Consider the following 21,916-nt stretch of genomic DNA (forward strand, 5'->3'; position numbering starts at 1 on the left):
AATTTTGTTGATGAAGGGATACTGCTAGGGATTCTTGACCCAACCAAGCTGTCAATGGGACTTAACCGACTCTATAGGCGCACACCTTCTCCGATTATATTTTTATAAAATCATAAAAACGCGGCTTTTGTCAAGTCCGTATTTCGGTAAGCACCTAGACATACATTCTGTCCGCTGTACTAATAAATGTTAACCAGCGTCAAATCCGTTTTCTGCCCGTGAGGTTCCCCATCTCAACCATCAACCTTAATCTTGTCCGATGACTTAAGTTTCTCACCCAAATGGGTGACCGAAAAGCATGAAGTCAGAAATAACGCCAACAGCTCCCTCAGCTCCCCCAGCTCCCCCTCTAGCGAGATTGCCAGTTTTGAAGTTTTATGTACTCTAGTTGAGGCATACTCATAATGCAAATTTTACAAGATTCCGCCGCAGGGCAGGCTACCCTGTAGGGGAAATAAACACGATTACACGTTCAATTACATTCTGACGAGAGATATATGACACAACCAAGCTTCGGAGTCATCGGTTTAGCTGTGATGGGAGAAAACCTGGCGCTCAATGTAGAAAGTCGCGGGTTTCCTGTGGCGGTGTACAACCGGACGAGCTCGAAAACAGAAGAATTTATGGCAAAGCGTGCCTCCGATAAAAACGTCACCGCCGCCTATTCCCTGGAAAATTTTGTCAAAACCTTGGCACGTCCCCGCAAAATCCTGGTGATGGTCAAAGCAGGCAAACCGGTTGATATTGTCATCGATCAACTCAAACCCCTGCTCGAACCCGGAGATATGATTATCGATGGCGGGAACTCCCTCTACCAAGACACCGAACGCCGCACCAAAGACTTAGAAGCCACAGGACTCGGCTTTGTCGGAATGGGGGTCAGTGGTGGCGAAGAAGGAGCGCTCCATGGTCCTAGCTTGATGCCAGGAGGCACGGATACGGCATATAAAGAGTTAGAACCCATTTTGACCAAAATTGCCGCTCAGGTGGATGATGGTCCCTGTGTCACCTACATTGGTCCTGGGGGTGCAGGTCATTATGTGAAGATGGTGCATAACGGGATTGAGTATGGCGATATGCAGCTCATTGCCGAAGCCTATGACTTGCTCAAAAATGGCTTAGGACTGGATCACCAGCAGCTTCATCAGGTGTTTTCCGAATGGAATACGACGGATGAGCTAAATTCCTTTTTAATTGAAATTACGGCGGATATCTTCAAGTACATTGACCCGGATACGAATCAGCCTTTGGTTGATTTGATTCTGGATTCTGCCGGACAAAAGGGAACCGGACGCTGGACGGTGGTCAGTTCTCTGGAATTGGGTGTACCGATTCCCACCATGTACGCGGCGGTGAATGCGCGGGTAATTTCGTCCTATAAACAGGAACGGGTAGCGGCAGCGAAGGAGCTTACAGGTACTACGGGTAAGTATGATGGAGATAGCCAAGCGTTTATCAACAAAGTCCGTGACGCTCTCTACTGCTCAAAAATGTGTTCCTATGCTCAAGGAATGGCATTGTTGGGTAAGGCATCACAGGAGTTTAATTACAACCTGAACTTGGCAGAAACTGCCCGGATTTGGAAAGGGGGTTGTATTATTCGGGCGGGGTTCCTGGATAAGATTAAAAACGCCTTCAATGAGAATCCAAAACTGCCGAATTTACTATTAGCGCCAGAGTTTAAGCAAACGATTCTGGATCGGCAAGAGGCATGGCGGGACGTGCTGGTAGTTTCTAATCAGTTGGGAATCCCGGTTCCAGCCTTTAGTGCGTCATTAGATTACTTCGACAGCTATCGGCGCGATCGCTTACCGCAAAACTTGACCCAGGCACAGCGCGACTACTTTGGCGCTCATACATATCAGCGAACCGACAAGGAAGGGGTTTTCCATACCGAATGGGCGCAGTCGTAGAGATATAACCTGTAGCGTCAGTTAAAACTGGTAGTTTGCACCATTTTTAGTTAGCCCCGACAGCCGCCAAGAACTCAAGTTCTTGGCTTATAGCGCAAGTCGGTTGAAACCGACTGGAATTCTTTTGTAGTCGTCTAAAGACGACTTGAGCTTTTGGTTCCTTGGGTTTAAACCCAAGGCTGTGTTTTTTGACCCCCATTCGACGACCGTAGGGGTTTGGTTACCAAACCCCTACGGCGTGGTGAGGATGTCAATTAAACGACATAGATAGGTAGGGGTATCGCTACCCCTAAACCTATCTCAGAAGCACTTATTCCTTAGCCGCCTTTAACGATTGACTGGCTGACCAGGTGTCCGTCCGCCTTCATCGTTACTACCACCACGGGGTGCAGAGTTACCAGGGTCTCCACCTTCTGGACCATTGCCAATCCCTTGGTTGAAGTTGCGATTCATATTACCCTGCCCTTGCTCATCGTCGTCATCGTCATCGTCATCATCGCCCATGTTGTCATCGTCAACTTCTAAGTCATCATTGATGTCAGTATCAGTATCATCAAAATCGTTGTCACCATCAGCCGGGAAAGTTGCATTGTTATTGACACCGGCAGTATTGTCAGCTTCAAGATCAGCATTATCTGCAACATCACCAAGTTCATCTTGAGAAAGTTGTCGCAGACCAACTAAACCTGGAAAACAGCGACTTTGTGGACCAACTAACTTATAGCCAGCAACGACTGAGCCGCTACCGGAACCCGATCCAGCACCTGCACCTGCACCTGCGCCGCTACCAGCACCTGCGCCTGCACCTGCACCTGCACCTGCACCTGCACCACTACCAGCACCAGCACCTACGCCCGAACCTGAGCCACTACCAGAACCAAAACCACTACCGCCACCTGTTGTAACCAAGTAGTATCGATCGCCACCTCGCGCGTGATACTTAACTTTTACCTTCGAGCGGAACTGATACTGGCTGCTGCTGTTGAAACGAGCTGATTGAGAAATTTGGTAGTTGGTCTGAGTACTACTTGCTCCGCCGTTGAAGGCTACGTAGTTAGTGTTAAACGTGTTCGCACTTGCACCTGCGCCAGCACCAGCACCTGCGCCAGCACCTGCGCCAGCACCAGCACCAGCACCTGCGCCAGCACCAGCACCTGCCCTTGCCCTTGCCGATAACCTCGTACCTGCCGAACCACTGCCATTGACAATCACGGTATCACCACCGCTAAGGGTGTAGTTTATAACTGTGCTACCGCCACTTCCAACCAAGTTGATTGTGGTGTCACCGAAAACGATATCTGTATCGAATAAAAGTGGGGAACTCGCACAAACACCGCAAACCAAATTCACATTGTCATCATCGCTGGGATTAGAGTAGGTATACCCACCTTTAATGTCATTCTCAACATTAAAGTCACTCACTCCAGCCACGGCGTAGAAATTAAAGCGACCCCGACTCTCTCCCTCTAGTTTATTCTCACCCTGTTCAAACGTGAACTTAACTTTATCTTTGTCGCTATCACCAAAGCTGCTAAATGCTACACCGTCTGTACCAAAGATAGAAGCGTAGCCAGCCACAGCCCCTTCATCTTTGCCCTCAATTTTGAACTTGTCTAAATCAAGGCTAGTATCAATAATTCCTTCCTGCTTTATCTTATTGATATCATCAATAGTGATATCAACAAAACCGAGTTCTCCCTTAAATTTGAACTTTCCACCGGAAGCGTCTTCGGTTTCAATTTCAAATTTCTTGTTGGCTTCGCCGACAAAACGAAGGCTATCGCTGTCTACACCTGCTAAGGTGTAACTTCCGGCAGCTAAGTCTTCCCCTTCAAACTTGAATTTGAGTTTTTCTAGCAGCGAGACTTCAGAAACCATCACGTTACTAGAATTGCCCAAAATATAGCTAGCAGGCAGATTAATCAGCCCACTATTTAAGTCAGCCTCAAAGTCACCAACTTGTAAATCACCGAAGGTTGCTTCAAACTCAGACTGAGACTGCTGAGATAACGTCGCCTCTACATTTGGCAAGAAAACCAGTGGTGCATCACCCATGACCGCAGGACTCACCAGAGTTCCTGACAAATCTGAGAAGGTTTGGTCAAAGGAACTCAGCTCAAAGTTGAGGACTGTATCAACCCTATTATAGGGAACGATAATACCTTGTCGTGTATAGGCTATCCCTGTCAGTTTACCTTGGAGGACGCCTGTGTCTCCAGCGTCTGGCGTACCACTTGTATTAACATCGTCAAAACTAGCAGCGCTGGGTTCAAAGCGGGCGGTTGTGGTATTTCCATTGGTGCTTTCGATGCTTAGTTCCTGAATCCCCACATCAAACAGGGTGACATTCCCCCCTGCGTTCATCCCTGGAACAAAAAAGGCAGCTTGACCCCCAATTGAACCGCCTGTCACTTCAATACCGTTAGTTGTGCTTTGGCTCGTCGTTGTCGCGGTTTGAGCGTCAGCCCCTGGTGCGATAACTACCGATAAACCGCCAACTATCCCTAAACCAACCATGTAGCGTAGTGATTTGAGAATCATCTTGTTAGACTCCATCTGTAAATGAACGAAAGGAACCGAGATATGTGGTTGACTCCGAGACCTAACCCAACAGTTGGCTAGTTATGATTTAATCCTGAGCATAGTCAGATCGCGAAGTATTGATCCAGAAGAGGGGATAAAGTACCCCAAGACTGGCTTTTCACTGATGTCCGCAGCCTAAGAGGATGCAGAGTCTTGATCATTTGGTTAGCCTGTCTGAAGTTCAAGACGCCCCTTGATCCGGGGGGTTCCGTCAAAAAAGCAACTTTACAAGAACTTCATAAAAACTTCAGAAACGGAATTTTAGCGCTGTTGGGAAGTATTTAAGTGTGAGCATTTTGAATTCACTGAAAACGTCATGAGTGTGAGCATTTTCCTTGAAGTGCAAAGGAGCAAGATGCTCACACGAACTGGTAACAGTAGCAAGATTGGGATGCACCCTATCCCATTAACAGTAATCCAGCGACTGCCCCAACCTTAGATTTCGGCTTAGAACGTAAAGGTTGTACGAATTGCTCCTATGGTAATCGTGTCATTGTCATCGTTATGCAGGGGATTGAATATCACAATCACTCCAGGCGTGATGCTGATATTGTCTGCCACTTGCCAACGATAGAAAACTTCCAAGTGAGTTGTCGTATCCGGTTGACCTCCCTCATCAAATGCATTGGGGATGCCATCGGTGGTGAAGAAACCCGGAACGTTCCTGGCTAAACCATTATCGTCGGTAATATCACTATCCGTGATTTTTGGCGGCTGACCGACATAAATAGCACCTAAATTCCCTTCACCAAATAAGTCAGGGAAATTCAAGAACGCCATCCAGTTAAACGTCTGCACGTCTCCTGAACCGTCTTCATAGCCCGAATCAGTAAAACCTGCCCAACCGCCAACAGTAAGTTTGGGAATGACACGCCATTCCAACCCAGCACCAAAGGCGTTGGTATTAATCGGTGCCCGCAAGAATCCATTATTCACTTGCTGTAAAGCAACCCGATCATCCCCAACGCCAGTACCTAAAAAACCATTGGGTGAATAGGAATTGATGTACTGAAGGGATATATCCAGGGTATCTAAGGGTGAGACAACTAACTGTGTCCCAGCCGTAGTTGTCGTTTGATCTCCACCAAAAATCCCCCCATTCTCCGGGTCTGCTGAAAGACTGGACGAGTAAACCCCTTGTAAACTCAGACGAGTCGCAATTTGCCAGTCAAAGCCAATACCACCGCTGCCATTGCCGATATTAATGATCGGGTTGCGCTGGGCGAAGCGAGAGAGGGGACCCGAACCTGCACTTTCAATGCGGTTAACGCCTCGGAAGACGTTGACCGGGTTAACCCCTTCTGGTCCAACGATTAAGGCAAAACTACTGCCAAAGAGTTGACGATAGTTGAGGTCAGTCAGTTGTAAATCGTTATCGTTGTCTCCTTCATATCCCAGACCAACAAAGTTACCCAAGGGATCTCTAGTTGCGGCACTGGTGGTGCTACCATTCCCAGCTTGGAAGCTGGTGAGTAAAAGACTACGGGGACTCAATTGGGTGAACAGACTCAATTGGACATTGTTAATCACATTGACATTGGTGTCATCATCGGAAATGTCATTGCCCGCGAGTACAAACTCATCACCACTACGCCCTTGCACCCCGAGAATGGCTTGTCCAAAGATTTTAGTCGTCGTCGAGAACTGATTATCCTCTAAAAGGGCAGTTCGACCTTCTAGGTTATCCACCCGTGCCCCTAGGGTCGCGATTTCTGCCTCAAACTCTAGCACCAACCGTCGCAACGCCTCTAAGTCCCCGGTGGGAAACTCGGAACGACCCGCAATCAACCGCTCAATTTGCTGTAAACAAGCATTCAACCCAGCGGCAAATTCATACCGGGTCATCGCCCGATTGCCACGAAACGTGCCATCTGGATATCCGGCAATACAACCATAGCGTTCCACCAGACTCCGCAGTGCTTCATAAGCCCAGTCTCCGGGAGAAACATCTCTTAACTGAGACACGCTAGTCACTTGACCCATCGGGTCAGATTCCTCGACAGCCTCTAGGGGATCAACGAATAGGGTATCAGGAACAGTGGGATCACTCGCCTCTTCCACTTCTGGTAAGGCTTGGGCTAAGTCTTGAACTTTGATGTCCTCAAAGGCTTCCTCGGATTCAATCAGGGAATTCCTTGGCGTAATCATCCCTACTTCACTGGCGGCGGATACGGCGAGTTCAGTGGTGATGTCTGTTTCAGTTGTTGGGGAGACTATCTCAACCGGAGAAGTTGCTAGTTCCGTTTCAGTTGACGGAGATAGTCCTGGGTCTACTCCTGAGGTTTCCGTCAGCCGAGCCAAATCGGTCTGCTGCTGCTCTGACGATTCAACAGGCGTTGCTTGCGCGGCACAAAAGCTGGTTACCCAGCAACCCACAGTAGCAAATATCAAAGCTGATGACGCTGTTTTTGCCAAACGTCTATAAGTCGTCATGGTTTTATTACTCCTCACAAAAACCACACTCGCCCTCGATTTTAGCTAGAAATAAGAGACAACTGTCAATTAGCTCTTTATTCCTTGATCAAAGCTAAGTTTTCCTTTTGGAGAAAGGGATCAGGAAACAGGGAACAGGAAATCAGTGATTATTGGTATCTGTCGGGGTACGACATGTCGTACCCCGACTCGCGTTAAAGTCGCTGCGTCAGTTCTAATTTCTCAGCTTGATTGGCATTCGATCTCTGTTGGGCTGGATTCTTTCCCGTTAATAAAACTTAACGAAGTTCAGAACTTATCAGTCTTTGTGTAAATAATTAAGTGGGAAAAATTAAAGTCAGGCGGCGGGGATCGCCATACTCAAGGGAGCGAGAAGCAAGCTACGTCTTATTGTCAGGGTTTGAGGACTATTTACACAACTTAATAAAGTTGGGTTTATTTCCACCAACTACTTATGTCAGTCTGCGGGGTATCGAACCCCTCCACTGGCACTCTTGTACCTTCCAGCCTTGAATCACGGGGGAATCACAGGGTTTCTCGGAGGTTTCCCGATCGACTATTGATGAAAAATAATTATTAACTTAATGACGGTTGAGTTCCGGATTGGCTCAGGATTTCTAATCTAACGATCCCCGAACCGGGGGGAATTGTCAGAATTACTTGTCATTTCGTAAACAAATGCCAACCAAATCTCAGGAATAGCGCTAAGATCGAATTCATTTATACCCCGTCTAAGTTGAAAACTGGAGATTCTCGTCGAGAAAAACTACGGGTTTCAAGGTAGATGCGGTTTAGTTGAGGAATGCAAGGAATGGGTGAAGCAAAACGTCGTAAAACTGCACTTGGAGACAAGTACGGTCAAGAGGCGAGACTCTTCCCCTGGCTCCCGATTACTAAAAGTCAGGGTGAGAAGTTCGTCAAACTGACGACTAAGGGCGCTTGGATTGGCATCGGCCTTCTCGTAGTCTGGTGGCTAACCGTGCGCTTTGTGGGACCGACATTTGGTTGGTGGCAAATCGATTAGCCAATTCCCACCGATGGACTAGGCGGCAATAGTATCAGATTGAGTACCGCCATTGTTGCTGCTGATACAACTGATTAGGAATTTGTATCGGATAACTTGAGGATTGTCCCCAATGACTTGAGCTATCTAGATAGCAACTCTTCTGAAGTGGGCTAGAATCATGGAGCCAGCTCGTCCAGCTAGAATCACTCAAGTCCTAACCCTGTTAGTCAATTTGAGGAATCTGCACAACTCAGGATTTGTTCATGTTTTGCACTGACCCCTCCCAAAACAGAGTCTTAAATCCTTAAGAAAGTATAAAATCTAATATTCTAGGAAAGGTGTTTGGAGGATTAACGTGTTCATAAGACTTGCAGAGCAACATCGCCAATTTGTCCGAGATTTAGTTATGAATCTTCAGGCTTTGGCGATCGTGCTAGAAAACAGAGGCTATTTGGCATCTTGCTACACCTGCGGCAATCAAATGAATAGTGCCTCATTTATGGTCAGTCTGGGCGATAGTCACCTGATTCGTTTTTTGGTCTCCGATTATGGGATCACTTGGACGGAGATGCGCGACGATCGCGAACTGATGAAGCTAGAAGGGGCTGAAGCGATTAGCCAACTTCAGGACTTAGCGAATCTGGTCAAGTACCAAATTCAACCGTCTTCTGAGCTTCGTGGTACTTCAGCGCGATCGCCAATTACCTCTTTTCGCGAATCGATGGAAGTGATTGGTTGAGAGTCTGAGTGTTTGGAAAATCACCGTTTCCTTGTCTCAAGGCAAGACTCCAGGTAACGCGAGGCGAGGGGTTAAATGAGATGGTAAAAAATTTAATGCCCTCTTGCCTCTGACGTTTACCGATTAATCGTTAACAACGGCTCATTACTTATACCTCAATCTTCGGCAAAAATATAACGATACAACTCACTCTTGTCGGGTTCTGGACTGGTTTGAGCAAACTGTACCGCATCATTGAGAACCTCTTGAATACGATGGTCGATCGCCTTGAGTTCTTCAGCGTCGGCAAGATTTTGCTCCTTCAGGTAAGCGGCTAGCTTTTTAATCGGATCGCGAGTCAGCCAAAATTCCTTTTCTTCTGATGTGCGAAGTTCATCGGGATCGGCTAGGGAGTGACCTCGGAAGCGATAGGTGAGGGCTTCAATTAAGGTAGGACCTTCACCTGCACGGGCACGAGCAACGGCTTCTTGGGCTACAGAGTGCACCGCAAGGACATCCATCCCATCGACTTCAATTCCTGGCATCCCAAAAACACTGGCTTTCTTGTAAATTTCCGGCTGGGACGTTGCCCGTTCATGTGCCATGCCAATTGCCCATTTGTTATTTTCTACAACATAAATAATCGGCAATTTCCATAAGGCTGCCATGTTCAAGCATTCAAAAAACTGACCGTTATTGCAGGCGCCATCGCCAAAAAAGCAAGCCGTAACCTGATCGGCATTGGGATCACCCAAAGCGTCACGATGATATTTTGCCGTAAATGCTGCTCCTGTGGCAACGGGAATCCCCTCTGCAACAAAGGCAAAACCGCCGAGGAGATGATGGGGTTGTGAGAACAGATGCATCGAACCCCCACGTCCTTTTGAGCATCCAGTGGCTTTGCCAAATAACTCTGCCATCACCTCCCGTGCTGGTACGCCTGCGCTCAGAGCATGGACATGATCGCGATAGGTGCTACATACATAATCATAACCCTGGCGCATTGCCCGAATCACCCCCGTGGAAATAGCTTCTTGACCGTTGTAGAGGTGAACAAAGCCAAACATTTTGCCCCGGTAATACATTTCAGCGCACTTGTCCTCAAACAAGCGCCCCAAAACCATATCTTCGTAAAGCAGTAATCCTTCGTCTCTGGTAATTTGACCGTCTTGAACTTGAAACTGAGGTAACGTCCGTTCCTGAACCATGGCGAATCGAGTATCCTTGCAGCAATTACTATACTGGTATTTTGTTCTCAAAACTCAAAACTATTTTTCAGTTAGGATGAGCGAGTATTGCTAGAATGACTACTATGTTGGGGATACTATAGGTTACTATACTTCAACGACCTCATCGTTTAAGATGGCAGGGATTGCAGGGGGCAAAGCCTGTGACGCAAGGGTTGAATAGACCAGGGAGCCGTTAGCTGGTACGGACTTCTGCTTACTTCCCTAGAGCGGACTACCGATAAACCCTTAGGTCTGGGTTCATCTAAAAGGTGGACATCTTGCTGGCAGTGCTATCGTTGGGACTAATACAGGTTTGGCAAGTTGCCTGGGTTGATCACCATCTAAAAAACTTGCTGGTAAACCATTAGGGATGCGGCTTTCTCCCCAACGTCAGACGATGGGGTATCCGTCGCAAAATTAGGATGAATTCAGTTGTTGCAGCGCTGGGGAAGTGAAACGTGCGAATTCCGCTCGATTACTACCGAATATTAGGAATGCCGATCCAGGCGACATCGGAACAGCTTCAAGTAGCCTATCGCGATCGCACTCTCCAACTTCCGCGTCGGGAATATTCGGAAGTGGCGATCGCATCTCGCAAAGAGTTGCTGGATGAGGCGTATGGGGTTCTGTCTGACCCGGAACAGCGCTCAACTTATGATGCCAGCTTTCTGGAGAAAACCTACAACCCCGAACCTAGCCCCTCTGTAGACCGAGAATCAATCGTCTCTGGGGCTCAAACAACAGCCACGGATAGGATTGATCCCAATAATCCCAGTCTAGATATAACCAAGGAACAATTTGTTGGCGCTTTGCTGATTCTGCAAGAACTTGGGGAATATGAACTCGTCTTACAGTTAGGACATCCCTATTTGCAAAGTCGTGACAGCATCAGTTTGGACAAAGGTCACTTAGGAGACCCGCAACTGGTGCGACCTGATATTATCCTGACTTTGGCGTTAGCTTGTTTGGAACTGGGTCGGGAACAATGGCAGCAAGGTCGGTACGAAAATGCTGCCTTGTCTCTAGAAACAGGTCAAGAATTACTTCTGAGTGAAGGATTATTTCCCACAGTGCGGGGCGAAATTCAAGCCGATCTCTACAAGCTGCGTCCTTACCGCATTCTGGAATTATTGGCATTGCCCGATGAAAATATTGCCGAACGGCGTAAGGGTTTACAACTGTTGCAAGATATGCTTCAGGAGCGGCAAGGAATTGACGGCAGTGGGGATGACCAGTCGGGACTGAGTATTGATGACTTTTTGCGCTTTATTCAGCAGTTACGAGGGTATCTAACGGCGGCTCAGCAGCAAACCCTATTTGAGGCAGAAGCCCGCCGCCCTTCAGCCGTCGCCACCTATCTGGCGGTTTATGCTTTGATTGCCCGGGGATTTGCCCAGCGCCAACCGGCTTTAATCGCCCGGGCTAAACAAATGCTCATGCGTTTGGGTCGGCGTCAGGATGTGCATCTCGAACAAGCCGTTTGTGCGCTGCTACTGGGTCAAACGGAAGAAGCCAGTCACGCTTTAGAACTGAGTCATGAATACGAACCGCTAGCATTTATTCGGGAACAGTCTCAAGGCGCTCCTGATTTGTTACCAGGATTATGCCTGTATGGAGAACGATGGCTGCAAAATTCCGTATTTCCCCATTTCCGAGACTTGGCAGAACAAACAGCCTCGTTGAAAGATTATTTTGCCGATGAGCAGGTACAAGCCTATTTAGAGCAGCTACCGGAATCGACGCCAACTGCTAATAATGAATGGTCAGTGACGGCTCAGAAAAAAGCCTACACCACAGCAGCATCCGCAGGTCGGAGTAACGGTCATTCGCGCGATCGCGAACCGGCAATCGTTGGCTCATACAGCACCCTAGAGCAGGATATGGCATCTAAAACCGGGAGTTTTGGAACAGGGAGCCGCACCTCGGTATCGGGTGTCTCGACGTTACCCACAAGCCCACGGGTTGCTTCCCCAACAAGTCGGGTTGGGGAATCGGCGACTCAAGCCATCAATGCTTCTGGGGATTCATCAGCAAACGCGGCGCTCAAGTCACCCCCTTCAGGGCGTCCATCCAAAGTCCGCTCAGAAGCAGAAGCCACTCGAGTGCGTCCTGGGTCTGGGATATCCACTCCGTCTGCTGAAGGACATCTGGATCAATCCCCTCCAGGACGCCTGCAACAATTACCTGAGCGCCGCAAGGCGACTCAAAAAAACCGACGCTCTATTTTGCTGGTTATTGCCGGATTAGTGGGTGTGGGATTATTAGGGTGGTTGGTAATCGCTTTGATCCAAAACATCCGCCAAAGTTTCTCCGCGCCAGCCTTAGAAGGCGAACAGCCCATGGTAGAACTTGCCCAACCTCCTATTCCTATCCCCGAACCCGGTAGCCAGTTGATGGCACCAGGAGGTCCCTTGACCCAAGATACAGCACAGCAAGTAATTCAAACCTGGCTTTCGACTAAATCTCAAGCATTTGGACCCGATTATCAAATTGATCGATTAGATCAAATTCTTTCCACGCCGGTTTTATCTGTTTGGCGGCGACGGGCGCAAACCAATCAGCAACGGAATATTTATGCTCAGTACAATCACCAGGTTAAAGTAACATCCGTGCAAACGAATCCGGCTAATTCTGACCAAGCCAAGGTAGAAGCGGCAGTCAAAGAAGAAGCCCGCTTCTATCAAGACGGTGAGATTACTCAGGGACTCTCATACAATGAAAATTTGCAGGTTCAGTATGAGTTGGTGCGTCAGGACGGTCAATGGTTTATTAAAGATATGGCGGTAAGGTAGGTGTAGAGACGTTGCATGCAACGTCTCTACACCTACGATTAGAAACTAAAGGTTGTGCGGATTGTGCCTACCCAAATATTATCATTTCCATCATCATGATTGGGATTTAAAATCACATAAGCTCCTGGTGTAATCAGGATATTATCCGTAATTGGATATTGATACTGCGCCTCAATTAAGAAAGATGTATCTTCATCTTCATCACCACTATCAACATTAGTCAGTTTAGGTGGCATTCCTCCCATAATTGAAAGTGCTGCACCCTCTTTACCTAAGTCCAGAAACGACACGTTTGCCACCCAAGTCCATAAATCAGCATTATCCCCTTCTCTAGCACCCGCTTCAGCTTCCGCATCAATATAACCGCCCCAACCGGCGAGATTAATCGTCGGTGTAAGTCGCCAACTTCCTTGGATACCAAAGCGTAAAGCTGAAGTAGCGATTTCGCCGAATGGTTCTTTTGCCCGTGGACTACCTGTGCTACCGGAAAGGTTGACATCTTCACCGGGATAGTAGGAATAGCCAAAAGCAAACCCTAAATCTAATTTTTCTCCCAGCGCCAGATTCAATTGAGAAATGGCGGTGAAGTCTCCATCAAAAAGCCCATCCTTATCTGCCGGACTGTTACTTTCACCTGTCAAATAACCGAGATCTAAACTCAGGAAATCACTAAACTGAATATTAGCACCCACACCTTGCTCAGCGTTATTGCGGAATACAAAAGGATTGCGGCGATTGAACCGATTTAAAGCACCTGTGCCACTACTTTCGAGAATAGGGTTGTGGATTTCTGCGATGTCATTGAAATCAAAGCCATTAGCACCCACTAAAAGCCGGATATTATCGCCTAATGGAAAGCGGTAGTATAAATCATTAACTTCAACATCATTATTTGAAGCCGCTTCAAACCCCAAGCGAGCCATTTCTGTGCCAGTCGCTTCATCAAACTCAGGGGTATTTCCCGCTTGTAAACGAACTCTCAAGCGGTCTTCTCCCGTGAAACTGGTGTCAAAGTTTAAACGAGTCCGGTGACTTAAGGTGATATTGTCTTCAATATCTTCGCCGCTATTATCAGCCTTTTCATCACCAAATGCGCTACCCAAGTTGAAAATAACTTCCCCTCTCAGCTTGGTGGTGGTAGAGAATTGATTGTCTTCCAAGAACGCCACGCGCCCTTCTAGATTATCAACTCGTGCGCCTAGGGTTGCCAATTCGGCTTCAAATTCCTGAATTAACCGCCGCAGGGTTTCTAATTCTGTACCATCAGGAGTATCCCCAACCATTAACCGCTCAATTTGCTGTAAACAAGAATTCAAGCCAGCGGCAAATTCATAACGGGTTAAGGCGCGATTACCCCGATAGGTGCCATCTGGATACCCAGCAATACAACCATAGCGCTCCACTAAGCTACGCAGTGCTTCATAAGCCCAATCCCCTGGAGAAACGTCTCGCAGTTGACCCACGCTAGTTACTTGGTCAAGGGATTCGGTGTTATTTTCACCACTGTAGCGTTGGATTTGTTCTAATAGTTCACGATTAGGATCAGCCGTCGTGTTAGTCGGACTCAAGCCAGGGCTGACATCGGAAGCGATTTGTAGAGAATCAATCTCTACTGACATTTCAGATAACGGGTTATTGAGTTTAACGGTTGATTCGTTAGTGGCTGTTTGGTTCGGAACCGCCGCATAAGCGTTGCTAGTGACAAACAAAGATAGTCCGAGTAGGGCGGGACTGATTTTCAGCGTTTTCCAGACTAAAGGTGATTTCATCGAATTTCTCTCCTTACACCGAATTACCTTAGATAATCTGCAATAGTGTTCGCGGTTAGACTATACACGATTAGGACAACGATTGAAAATTAATTGTATTAATCAACGTGAAAATTAATCAGGGTACAGCATTGCTGTACCCCAAGGCTAAATCATGCAACTAATCAACGACAGTTGAAACCTGCTTAGAAGGTAAAAGTCGTGCGGATAGTGCCTACCCAAATCTCATTATTGTCATCGTTATGTTCTGGGTTGAAAATGACAAAGGCGCCAGGAGTGATGGCAATATTGTCCGTCAGTTCATAGCGATAGAAGGCTTCGAGGTGATAGGAGGTGCCGTTGTTTTCACGACCACTAAGATCGTTATTGGTCACCTTAGGTGGCATACCGAATAAGACACCCAGCTTGTTCCCCTCACCGCCTAAGTCTAGCAAAGCCAAGTTAACCGCCCAGTTCCAAATATCGGCATCAAATCCTTCAGTGGCTTCTGCTTCAGCCTCTTGATAACCGGCCCAACCACCAACAGAAAACCTGCCAAATGTTACATTCGCTTGTAGTCCGTAGGAATCGACTGAGGTAGCCAGACCCTCAAATGGATCAGAGGCAAAACCACTACCCGTACTTCCTGTAATGTTTACCTCATCGCCATTGTAGAAGGAATTTATATAGGTTGCGGCTAACGAGATATTCTCAGTCGGATTGAAGACTATCTGACCAAGGGCAGCATAATTGCCATTAAACAGACCATTCTTCTCAGAAGGATCACTGCCGCCTCCATCAACAACGTAACTGGCTGAGATCGATAAGGCATCGCTTACGTTAAACGTTGCGGTTATTCCTGGACCACCAGATTCAACTCGGTAGATCGGGTTGAAGCGCCCAAAGCGGGAGATAGAACCACTGCCACTACTGTCAAAATAAGGATTGACTACATCGATAATGGTATCTTGGTACTCAGCTCCGGTGGCGTCAATTTGAACTAGGAATTTTTCGCCGATGGGGAAGCGATACCACAGCTCATCGATTTCAACGTCGTTACCGTTATCACCATCAAAGCCTAAGCGGGTCATGTTTGTCCCCGTTAAACCTGTGTTAAATGACGCGATATTTGCTGCTTCTAAACGAGTTCTCAGTCTGTCTCTTCCCGTAAAGCTGGTTTCAAAGTTCAGACGTACCCGATCGCCTAAGATGACATTGGTATCATCATCACCACCACCAATACTATCGCCGAAGGTATCAGCCAGGGCAAAGATGACTTCCCCTCTCAACTTTGTCGTCGTCGAGAACTGGTTGTCCTCTAAGAACGCCACGCGCCCTTCCAGGTTATCCACCCGCGCACCTAGGGTTGCCAATTCCGCTTCAAACTCCTGAATTAACCGCCGCAGGGTTTCTAAATCACGACCATCAGGATCATCATCAATTAGTAACCGCTCAATTTGCTGTAAACAGCTATTCAAACCAGCGGCAAACTCGTAACGAGTCAAGGCGCGATTGCCCCGATAGGTGCCATCTGGATACCCAGCAATACAACCATAGCGTTCTACTAAACTACGCAGCGCTTCATACGCCCAATCCCCTGGCGAAACATCTCGCAACTGACCCACGCTGGTTACTTGGTCAAGAGACTCATTCCCTTCGTTGCCATAGCGCTGGATTTGCTGCAAAATTTCTTGATTCGAGTTAACTGAGGTATCTCCAGCCGCCGGAACGGGTCCAGGGAAGGTACTATCTGCCAGTTCAAAGGTGGGACTAACGGTTACGGCGGGTTGAGGCGTATCCGTTGCTCTTATAGGTTCAGACAGCGTTTCATCATCATTCAACGTGGGACTGATGGAAGCTGTCAGTTCAGCGTCCAAATTCATGGTAGCTTTAGACAGACCTGCAGTCGTCAGATGGGAATTTGACTCAGCCGCTGATGTACCGCTAGCAACGAATAAAGAGGCAACCAGCAGGACTGGGCTTGCCTTTAACGCTTTCCAGAAGAGGTTAGACATAATCATTCACAATCCTCACACCTAATTCAATCCAAAACTGTAAAGCAATTGCGCTGAATGAGCAATAGCCTTTTGGCTTTTACTCCAACCTATCACTAAATTTACTAATTAACTTTTACCATTTTCGAGAGCTATAAAATATAAATTATAAACCAAAAACACTTGGCTGGATACCTATAAAATATTAGAATTATTTATCTAACTCACTACTTGTAGAGAACTCTTCATGAAGAGTCCCCTACTGATGGATAGAGTTGCTGCGTAAGTCCTGATATGAGGGAGGTTTTGATACCAAGTCTGATAGCAGCTTGATTGTCTTGAGCAGGGAAAAAAAGAAAGGGCGAGATTGACTTCTCCCCCGGTTAAAACGCGGGGGATTCTAAGCAGATACTTTGGGACGGGCTGAAGCCGCGTCCCGTCGTTTTATCTTTTTAGAGTTCCAGAGGAAGACTCTGGATGGCGCAGTCAAAAACGCCCTACTGACCTTGGCTAGAGCAAGACCTAGCTGTATCTCTACTTTGCGGAGAATGTTAGCAGCACCATTAGCATCGGCGTTGATAAATTCTCCATTTTTTGTGCGATACATTCCACGATGAACTCTTTTCCCACTTGGTTTCCACCCTTCCGGGCCTGAGCCGAATACAGGTAGAAAATCCTTGTCCAGAAAACTAGCCTTCGATGTATAGCTTTCTTCAGTTTCTATAAACTGAATTCCATATTGTTCGCACAATTGTCTGATTCTTTCTTTAAGACGAGTGGTAGGAATTTGAACAAATTCCTGATTATTCTTTTTGCCTAGCTCAATCCCATTCTTGTTGCCTTGATTCCACCCGAAAACAATAGTTCCAATCCGGCAATTTAAGCAGTGATTGACAACAATTCTTGCTGCCTTATTCACGGCGTCTCTAATTTGACGATTGCGTTTTTCGGTTAAGGATGCCAATTCTTCATTCCAGAACCCTTGGGCTTTTCCTTTTTTTAGAGTTGCTACTCGCTTGTTATAGAACTGGTTTAGGCTCTTGAGCTTACGACCATCAACAATAAAGCTGGTTCCTACGTTAGAGACACAGGTTAGCCAGTTGTTTAGTCCTGGGTCGATTCCCAGGACTTTCTTTGCATCAACATCAGCTTGAATTCCAGGAATACTGTAGACAAACTCGGCATAAAAACAGCCATTGCGAGGCAGTATTCTTAGTTCTTTGATGTTTTTAAAGTCCAGATTGGACGGCATCGGAATAAAGAACTCCGAAAGCTTGAACCAGGTTTTAACCAGTGTTCCTAGAGGAAAACGGATCAAGCCATTTTTGAACCTGAGGGCTTGCCTAGGATAAGCGACAACAGTCAGACCGCCCTTCTTTTGGTATCGGGGCGGTCTGGGTTTATCTGTTATCTTCCCTTTGTTAAATGCTTTGTTTAATCCTTGAAAAGATTTAAATGACTCGGCTACTGCTCTCAGCGTTTGTTGAGCGACCTGGGAATACAATGCTTGGAAGTGCTTATTGCTTTTGTACTCTTTTTCCAGGTCATACTTGCCGATTATTTGGCGACATTTAAACCAGATCTGCCTGGCGTAATAAGTTCCGCAATTTGTTAGCTTATTTGCCTCGGAACAGATGTATTCCAAGACTGCCGCTAACTCGTCATCTGGAGTTAACAGTACTTGCTGACATCCGTACAAGCTTATCACCTCCTTGTTTAGAGATATATTATATCACTGGTTAGAGAATTCGTGCAGGATTTATCCCGCTATCTGCACGACGCAGCTCGTTTCATCCCCCGCTTGAAAAGACGGGGGCTTTCACCATCGCTTTTCGGTAATCTTTGGGTTAATCTGCTCCTTATAACGATGAACAAGGGCGGGTTTTGTTGTTCCGTTACCGGTGAGACAGGGCGAGTTTTGTTGTTCCGTTATTAGTAAAAAGCTAGCGCTAGTTCCTAACCCCGCCCCTACAATCTTCTGCCTCCTGCTTTCTTCTCTAGGAACGATGACCTGTGACAATATAGGTAACCCGTTGACCGATATTGGTCGCATGGTCAGCCATACGCTCGATATGACGAATTGCCAAAACTAATAGTAAAATTGGCTCGACTACGCCTTTAATATCCCGCTGATAGGCTAATGTTTGATAAAGATTATCGTAGGCATTATCGACTTTATCATCCAATACTTTAACCGCTTGTCCTGCCGTCGCATCTAAATCAGCTAAAGACGCCAAACTTGTTGCCAGCATAGCTTGGGCATGGTGGGACATTTCTTCAATTTGGGACATACAAGGATGAGGCGGGTAAGCAAATAATTTTACCGAAATCTCCGTTAAATCTTCAGCATAATCACCAATGCGTTCCAAATCCCGGATTAGCTGCATAAAGGCACTAACCAGACGTAGGTCTTGTGCCACTGGCGATTGAAGTGTCAGCAGAGAGGCACATTCTATTTCAATATGACGGTAATAGCGATCAATTTGTTTTTCAATCGAGGTAATTGCCTCGATCGCCTCCAGATTTTGGTAAAATAGAGCTTGATGACCAAGGCGGAATGAATTTTCCACCAATGCGCCCATCCGCAGAACATTCTGCTCTAGGCGGTTAAGACAGCGCTTAAAGTGATTGCGATCGCAATGGCGGTTTGTAGAAGATAGACTCACCTCATTTGCCCTAAGACGAATAATTGTGTCTACTACTATTGATAGCAGATCAAGGTTAAATTGTAGTAAAGTAATCTGCTGGCAAGGTGGGAGAAGTGTGGAGTTTTGAGTGTTGACCCTTCACGACCTTCGAGTGCATGGTGCGTGAGTTCACTCTCTTGCCTCCTCCGCTTCCCTGCTTCCCATCTCCCTCAAGACAGTTGAACTCCCTTGTCTCCCCTTCTACCATCTCATACACCTCACCTCGGAAGCCGATGCAGACAGGTTGTGACCAACCACTCTCAAAGGAGACGGTCAAAACACATTACCATGGGCTGGCACAAAAATCCTGTATCTTAGTTAAGATTTTGCACTACACAGACGAATTACAAATGACAAATGACAAATTACTAATTATAAGGCAGTTGAATCTGTAACCAAGCTCCCCCGGTTTCTGGATGATTTTTAGCGTTGACAGTACCACCGTGAGCCTGAACGATTTGCTGGACAATTGCCAAACCTAAACCACTACCACTGTTGCGACCCAATGTGGTTAAGTTCTCAGAATTTGGTTGACGATATCGCGAGGCATCTCCTCGATAGAGTCGCTCAAAGACGCGGGGTAAGTCATTGCCAGAAAAACCAGCGCCTTCGTCAATAATATCGATTTGCATCAGCGCTTTTTCTGTCAGATCAGGAGTTGTTGGGTTACTCACTTCAACTCGAATTGACCCTTGAGGTGGACTATGTTTAATACTATTATCTAATACATTCAAAAAAACCTGAGTGAGTCGAGACTCATCAGCTTTAATGGGTAAAGTATCGGGTCCACTATAGGCAAGATGTAGTTGTTTTTGTTCTGCCAAAGGCTCCAAGCGCTGCCAAGCCGACTGAATTAAAGACTTTAAATCAAGAGATTTATAGGTAAGACTCTGATTCGGATCGCGTTCGAGATGACTAAGTTCCAGCCAGTTTTGAATCAGATCGATCAACCGATTAATTTCTTGCAGAAGTTGCTCAACCCAACGGCTTTCTGGAGGGTTAACTCGTCCTTGCAAGGCTTCTGCGACTAAGCGAATAGACGTGAGTGGAGTTCTCAATTCGTGGGCTAAATCAGACACCCACTGATTTCGAGATTCCGAGAGTTCAATCAGAGGTTGTCGATTTTCCAAAAATACACCAACTTGTCCCTTAGCAAGGGGCCAACCATAAGCCCGCAACATGAGCGATCGCACCTCGCTCATCGCTGCACCATCCATACAGGCGGGATGAAATACCCACTCTTGGCTCGTCGATTGTTGCTGTTTACGAGTTTTCTCGATTAACTGATCCAGTTCGTAGGAGCGCACTACCTCTAGAAGTAAGCGAATCTGTCCAGGTTCCCAGCGGTCAATTTGCAATAACCGACGCGCCTGCTGGTTGCACCAAATTAAGTGATTGTCTTCGTCTACTTGTAAATACCCGACGGGCGCGACTTGGAATAGGGATTGAATGGCGTTGAGTTGGTCTTCTAAGACAAGGCGCTGCTGATTAGCTTGGGCAATGGCTCCCCGTAAACGAGACTCTAAAGAAAACGAGTTACTAGTCGAATCGACTGGCAACAACTCTAAGGTTTGCTTGAGCTGCTGTTTGGTGCGGTGTTGTAGCCATAAGCCAACCCCAATTCCTAGAGCTAGACCCAACAGAAATGTCAAGAGGGTCATGGGTGTGATCAATAAGAATGTTGCCGAGCGATGGTTTAGATATTGTAACCTTTCGACAGGGCGATGTAGATACTCCTTGATTGTTACGGCTGATGTAGGTTAACACGCGATCGCTGGTGTCCCATCTAATTGAAGATCAGCCAAATCGGTAGCCGAAGCCGCGAACGGTAATCAAGTATTCCGGTTGACTGGGGTCTTTTTCTAATTTTTCCCGCAGCCAGCGAATGTGAACATCGACGGTTTTGGTATCTCCGAGAAAGTCCGGACCCCAAACCTGATCGATTAACTGCTCGCGAGACCACACCCGACGAGGATATCCCATAAACAATTCCAACAGTCGGAATTCCTTGGGTGAGAAATTAACCTCCTCGCCACGCACCGTGACTCGGCATTCTTCGGGGTAGAGGGTAATGTCCCGTAACTGTAACGTCGGCGTTGGCGGTATGGAATTATAGCGGTGACGACGCAGAAGGGCGCGACAACGAGCGATTAATTCCCGCATGCTAAAGGGTTTGGTCAGGTAGTCATCGGCACCGACTTCCAAACCCAAAACCCGATCCGTTTCACTGGCTTTGGCACTGAGAATCAAAATGGGGATAGAATTCCCTTTATACCGGATCAAGCGACACAGATCGAGTCCGTTCACCTGAGGCAGCATCAAGTCTAGAATCAACAGGCTAAAATGGCACTCCTCGTTATTGGAGTCGCCCTCAGACAGAAGGGTTAAAGCAGTACGACCATCAGCAGCCGTCACCACGTCATAACCTTCCTCTTGTAGGGACAACATCAGCATTTCTCGGATGAGAGTCTCGTCTTCTACGACCAGAATGCGGTTGGATTGTGCCAGTTCTGGAGTGGAAGGGCTTTGCGGTAGATCGACAGAAAGCATATAGGGTAAGGAAATTGGGTATCTGAGGTTCTAAGCCAAGGTATACACCAAAATCATGGTGTTGAAACTATATAGAAATAAAACTCTACGTCTAGATTGACACAAGATTCAGCTAGTGTGGCTATACCCTGTCAATTTTTAAAGACTTAAAACAATTTGCTTAAATTTATTGCCGATTCTTCTATGGTGGCATACACTAAGGATAGTGTAATACATGTCATACGCAAGTATGACAAAATGAGGGGTCTTACAGAAACAAAGCA

At 46.9% G+C, this 21,916-nt stretch carries 13 protein-coding genes; 4 read left to right on the top strand and 9 right to left on the bottom strand.

Going from position 1 to position 21,916, the window contains the following annotated elements; genetic code table 11:
* Nucleotides 1-497: 497 nt before the first annotated feature.
* Entirely contained in the window at nt 498-1,913 is a 1,416-nt protein-coding gene (gene gndA, locus RID09_RS03075; RefSeq protein WP_446334483.1) for an NADP-dependent phosphogluconate dehydrogenase, read from the top strand.
* Between the two features lie 327 nt (nt 1,914-2,240).
* On the opposite strand, the gene RID09_RS03080 is transcribed toward gndA, so the two are convergent.
* Together RID09_RS03080 and RID09_RS03085 are read right to left on the bottom strand one after the other, a co-directional pair.
* The gene (locus tag RID09_RS03080; protein WP_446334484.1) at nt 2,241-4,454 is read right to left on the bottom strand and encodes a hypothetical protein; all 2,214 of its coding nucleotides are present in this window, start codon (nt 4,452-4,454) and stop codon (nt 2,241-2,243) included.
* A gap of 489 nt (nt 4,455-4,943) precedes the next feature.
* The gene (locus RID09_RS03085) at nt 4,944-6,929 is read right to left on the bottom strand and encodes an iron uptake porin (RefSeq protein WP_446334485.1); all 1,986 of its coding nucleotides are present in this window, start codon (nt 6,927-6,929) and stop codon (nt 4,944-4,946) included.
* Between the two features lie 811 nt (nt 6,930-7,740).
* Here RID09_RS03085 and RID09_RS03090 point away from each other — a divergent pair.
* Both RID09_RS03090 and RID09_RS03095 read left to right on the top strand, forming a co-directional pair.
* Complete coding sequence (locus RID09_RS03090; RefSeq protein WP_446334486.1) at nt 7,741-7,953, top strand: DUF2839 domain-containing protein; 213 nt, start codon at nt 7,741-7,743, stop codon at nt 7,951-7,953.
* Nucleotides 7,954-8,290: 337 nt separating this feature from the next.
* Complete coding sequence (locus RID09_RS03095) at nt 8,291-8,674, top strand: DUF1815 family protein (RefSeq protein ID WP_446334487.1); 384 nt, start codon at nt 8,291-8,293, stop codon at nt 8,672-8,674.
* Nucleotides 8,675-8,829: 155 nt separating this feature from the next.
* Here RID09_RS03095 and pdhA read toward each other — a convergent pair whose 3' ends face one another.
* Nucleotides 8,830-9,861: a pyruvate dehydrogenase (acetyl-transferring) E1 component subunit alpha gene (gene pdhA / locus RID09_RS03100; protein ID WP_446334488.1), complete on the bottom strand. Its 1,032-nt coding sequence runs from the start codon at nt 9,859-9,861 to the stop codon at nt 8,830-8,832.
* A 479-nt stretch (nt 9,862-10,340) separates the two neighbouring features.
* Between pdhA and RID09_RS03105 the strand changes: the two genes are divergently transcribed.
* Nucleotides 10,341-12,674, top strand: coding sequence for an IMS domain-containing protein (locus RID09_RS03105; protein WP_446334489.1), 2,334 nt, complete (start codon nt 10,341-10,343; stop codon nt 12,672-12,674).
* Nucleotides 12,675-12,712: 38 nt separating this feature from the next.
* Here the strand turns inward: RID09_RS03105 and RID09_RS03110 are convergent, their stop codons facing one another.
* From RID09_RS03110 to RID09_RS03135, 6 genes are all read right to left on the bottom strand, one after another.
* A complete protein-coding gene (locus tag RID09_RS03110; RefSeq protein WP_446334490.1) occupies nt 12,713-14,443 on the bottom strand; it encodes an iron uptake porin in 1,731 nt (576 codons plus the stop codon).
* 185 nt (nt 14,444-14,628) lie between these two features.
* The gene (locus RID09_RS03115) at nt 14,629-16,437 is read right to left on the bottom strand and encodes an iron uptake porin (protein ID WP_446334491.1); all 1,809 of its coding nucleotides are present in this window, start codon (nt 16,435-16,437) and stop codon (nt 14,629-14,631) included.
* Between the two features lie 379 nt (nt 16,438-16,816).
* Nucleotides 16,817-18,115 (bottom strand): RNA-guided endonuclease InsQ/TnpB family protein, encoded by a 1,299-nt coding sequence (locus RID09_RS03120; RefSeq protein ID WP_446334492.1) that lies wholly within the window; start codon nt 18,113-18,115, stop codon nt 16,817-16,819.
* A 298-nt stretch (nt 18,116-18,413) separates the two neighbouring features.
* Complete coding sequence (gene phoU / locus RID09_RS03125) at nt 18,414-19,082, bottom strand: phosphate signaling complex protein PhoU (RefSeq protein ID WP_446334493.1); 669 nt, start codon at nt 19,080-19,082, stop codon at nt 18,414-18,416.
* 389 nt (nt 19,083-19,471) lie between these two features.
* Nucleotides 19,472-20,764: a sensor histidine kinase gene (locus tag RID09_RS03130; RefSeq protein WP_446334494.1), complete on the bottom strand. Its 1,293-nt coding sequence runs from the start codon at nt 20,762-20,764 to the stop codon at nt 19,472-19,474.
* Between the two features lie 136 nt (nt 20,765-20,900).
* Nucleotides 20,901-21,653, bottom strand: coding sequence for a response regulator transcription factor (locus RID09_RS03135; protein WP_446334495.1), 753 nt, complete (start codon nt 21,651-21,653; stop codon nt 20,901-20,903).
* Between the last annotated feature and the right edge of the window lie 263 nt (nt 21,654-21,916).

The sequence above is a fragment of the Coleofasciculus sp. G1-WW12-02 genome, from assembly GCF_040219735.1.
GTDB lineage: Bacteria > Cyanobacteriota > Cyanobacteriia > Cyanobacteriales > Coleofasciculaceae > Coleofasciculus.